Annotated in this window: 2 protein-coding genes and 2 pseudogenes; all 4 read right to left on the reverse strand. The window is 61.0% G+C overall.

The genetic code is table 11. The features are described 5' to 3' along the window. Positions 1-493: pseudogene (locus I5W_RS28140) on the reverse strand (cell division protein FtsZ); the annotation flags it as partial. Positions 494-809: 316 nt separating this feature from the next. Next, positions 810-2,042, reverse strand: coding sequence for a cell division protein FtsA (gene ftsA, locus I5W_RS28145; protein WP_044531740.1), 1,233 nt, complete (start codon positions 2,040-2,042; stop codon positions 810-812). A gap of 10 nt (positions 2,043-2,052) precedes the next feature. Continuing rightward, positions 2,053-2,823 carry a cell division protein FtsQ/DivIB gene (locus I5W_RS28150; protein WP_044531741.1) on the reverse strand — a complete coding sequence of 257 codons (771 nt, stop codon included), beginning with the start codon at positions 2,821-2,823 and terminating at the stop codon, positions 2,053-2,055. Between the two features lie 28 nt (positions 2,824-2,851). Further along, positions 2,852-3,209, reverse strand: a pseudogene (locus I5W_RS28155) (D-alanine--D-alanine ligase); the annotation flags it as partial.

Here is a 3,209-nt window from a genome sequence, read left to right on the forward strand (position 1 = left end):
CATTGAGGATGATGATGAGCGAATCGACGTGCTGGGACAGCTCTTCCAGACCGGCATCGGCGATGTCCATGCACTTCTGGCCTTCATACGAGAACGGCTTGGAGACCACGGCCACCGTCAGGGCGCCCAGCGACTTGGCCACTTGCGCCACCACCGGAGCAGCACCGGTGCCGGTACCACCACCCATGCCGGCCGCGATGAAGACCATGTGCGCGCCGCGCAGGGAGTCTTCGATGCGGGCGCGGGTTTCCTCGGCCAGGCGGCGGCCGATTTCCGGCTGCATCCCTGCTCCCAGGCCAGTGTCGCCGATCTGGATGACGTTGTGCGCCTTGGATTGCTTCAACGCCTGGGCATCCGTGTTGGCGGCGATGAATTCGACGCCGGACACACCCTTGTTAATCATGTGCTGCACGGCATTGCCGCCAGCACCGCCAACGCCCACGACCTTGATGATCGTACCCAGCGTCGCATTGTCGACCATATCGATTTCCATGATGACTCCTTAAAATATATGTGTCCTGCAGCTGGCAGTTGATAGGCATCACGCGGTGTGACGACTAGCAACTGACCACTGCTGTCTAGAGGTTCAATTCCCTGTTATTGCTTTTTGATGCGTATGCTGCCGATGCTGCCACTGCTGCGAGTCATGCCTTGATACCGCTATTCTAAAAAAACTGTCCTGCCAGTTTGCTGCCATTCTTGTCATTTTTTGCTGCCTGAACCCTACAACTGATACGCCAGCAACTACCAATGCTTTTACATCCTGATGCATTCACTACCGGTCATGCGCAAGCGCCTGCGCAGCCGCTTCAGAAATTGCCCAGGAACCATTCCTTCATACGCTGCCAGACCGCCTTCACCGACCCTTCCTGACGGGTCACGATGTAACCGCGCAGGTATGCTTTCTTGGCTCCTGCAAACAGACCCAGCACGGTCGAGTAACGCGGGCTGCGCACCACATCGGCCAACTGGCCGCTGTACTCGGGCGTGCCCAGGCGGGCCGGTTTGAGGAAGATGTCTTCGGCCAGTTCGGTCATGCCCGGCATCATGGCCGAGCCACCGGTCAAGACGATGCCCGAGGACAGCACTTCTTCGTAACCCGATTCGCGCACCACCTGGTGCACCAGCGCGAACAGCTCTTCCACCCGCGGCTCGATCACGGCGGCCAGCGCCTGGCGCGACAAGGTGCGCGGATTGCGGTCCCCCAGGCCCGGCACTTCCAGTGTCTCGGTGGGGTCGGCCAGGATCTGCTTGGCCACGCCATAGCGCAGCTTGATCTCTTCGGCTTCCAGGGTCGGCGTGCGCAAGGCCATGGCGATATCGTTGGTGATCTGGTCACCAGCAATCGGGATCACGGCGGTATGGCGGATCGCGCCTTCGGTGAAGACCGCCACATCAGTGGTGCCGCCACCGATATCGACCAGCACCACGCCCAGCTCGCGCTCATCGGTGGTCAGCACCGAATCGGCCGAGGCCATCGGTTGCAGGATCAGGTCCGACACTTCCAGGCCACAGCGGCGCACGCACTTGACGATGTTCTGCACCGCCGAGACGGCGCCGGTGACGATATGCACCTTCACTTCCAGGCGGATACCGCTCATGCCGATGGGCTCGCGCACGTCTTCCTGGTTGTCGACGATGAATTCCTGCGGGACCGTATGCAGCAGTTGCTGGTCGGTCGGGATGTTGACCGCCTTGGCGGTCTCGATCACGCGCGAGACGTCGGCCGCGGTCACTTCCTTGTCCTTGATGGCGACCATGCCGCTGGAATTGAAACTGCGGATGTGGCTGCCGGCAATGCCCGTGTAGACATTGCGGATCTTGCAGTCCGCCATCAGCTCAGCTTCTTCCAGCGCACGCTGGATCGACTCGACGGTGGCCTCGATGTTGACTACCACGCCTTTCTTGAGCCCCTTGGATTCGGACTGCCCCAGCCCGATCACTTCATGGCGGCCATCGGGCAGCACCTCGGCCACCACCGCCACCACTTTCGAGGTGCCGATGTCAAGACCGACGATCAGATTTTTTGCGTCTTTTGTCATAGCGTTCCGCTTATTTCTTTTTCCCGTTCATTGCCGCCAGCACCAGGCCATCCGCCTTCAAGGCCATCCCGTTGGGATAGCGCAAGTCGACGCTTTCTATCTTTCCTTGCAATCGTTCCATCAGTTGCGGATATACCGCCACCAGCCGCGCCACACGTTCCTTCAAGATGGCGTCGCCCTGTTCACGTCCCAGCTCCACCGTCATGCCATTGTCCAGCCGCACGGTCCAGGCATAGCGATTGGACAGCACCACCGACTCCGGCTCCAGCTTGATGGGCGCAAACCACTGGCGAAACTGCGCCAGCCGCGCCACCACCTGCTTCTCGCTGCCGGGCGGGCCATCGAACTCCAGCAGGTCACCGTCGTCCTCGGCCTCGGCCAGGTTGGCGGTGAACACGTCACCCTTCTGCGACAACAACTTGCCATCTTCGCCCCAGGTACCCAGGGCCTTGTGTTCCTCGATCTTCACCACCAGCCGGTCCGGCCACTCACGCCGCACCATGGCCTTGCGCACCCAGGGCACGGCCTCGAAGGCCGCCCGCACCGCCGTCAGGTCGGCAGTGAAGAAATTGCCGTGGATGCGCGGCACCGCGGTCGCCCGCACCGTCAACGCATTGACCTTTTCCAGCGGCAAGTCGCTGGCGCTCTCAATGCGTATCGTGTGCAGCGTAAACATCGGCCGCTGCGCCACCCACCATAAACCGGATGCCAGCAAGGCCAGCAGCACCAGCGCAAAGAGCGCACTGCTGATGGCGTTGAGCATCTTGACGTCCTGCCACATCGACGCGTGCTTCCTTAAACCTGTGCCATCACGACTGTGCCACCTGCGGCGTCCAGTCCTTGGATGGCCTCATGTCCAGCGCGGCCATCTGCAGAATTTCACAGCACAGATCTTCATAACTCATGCCCACCGCCTTGGCCGCCATCGGCACCAGCGAATGGCCAGTCATGCCGGGCGAGGTATTGATTTCGATCAGGTAAGGCTCGGCCTTGCCATCCCCCTCGCGCAACATGAAGTCCACCCGGCTCCAGCCGCGGCAAACCAGCGCATTGAAAGCCCGTACCGCCAGATCCTGGATGTGGCGCGTCAGTTCCTCATCCAGCGGGGCGGGGCAGTAATATTTCGTGTCGTCGGGGAAAAACTTGTTCTGGTAGTCGTAATTGCCG

The sequence above is a fragment of the Herbaspirillum sp. B65 genome (assembly GCF_000333555.1).
GTDB lineage: Bacteria > Pseudomonadota > Gammaproteobacteria > Burkholderiales > Burkholderiaceae_D > Herbaspirillum > Herbaspirillum rubrisubalbicans.

Excerpts from the sequence above, each read along its gene's own strand:
- ftsA (WP_044531740.1), bottom strand. The coding sequence starts at position 2,042 with ATGACAAAAGACGCAAAAAATCTGATCGTCGGTCTTGACATCGGCACC.
- I5W_RS28150 (WP_044531741.1), bottom strand. The coding sequence starts at position 2,823 with ATGTGGCAGGACGTCAAGATGCTCAACGCCATCAGCAGTGCGCTCTTT.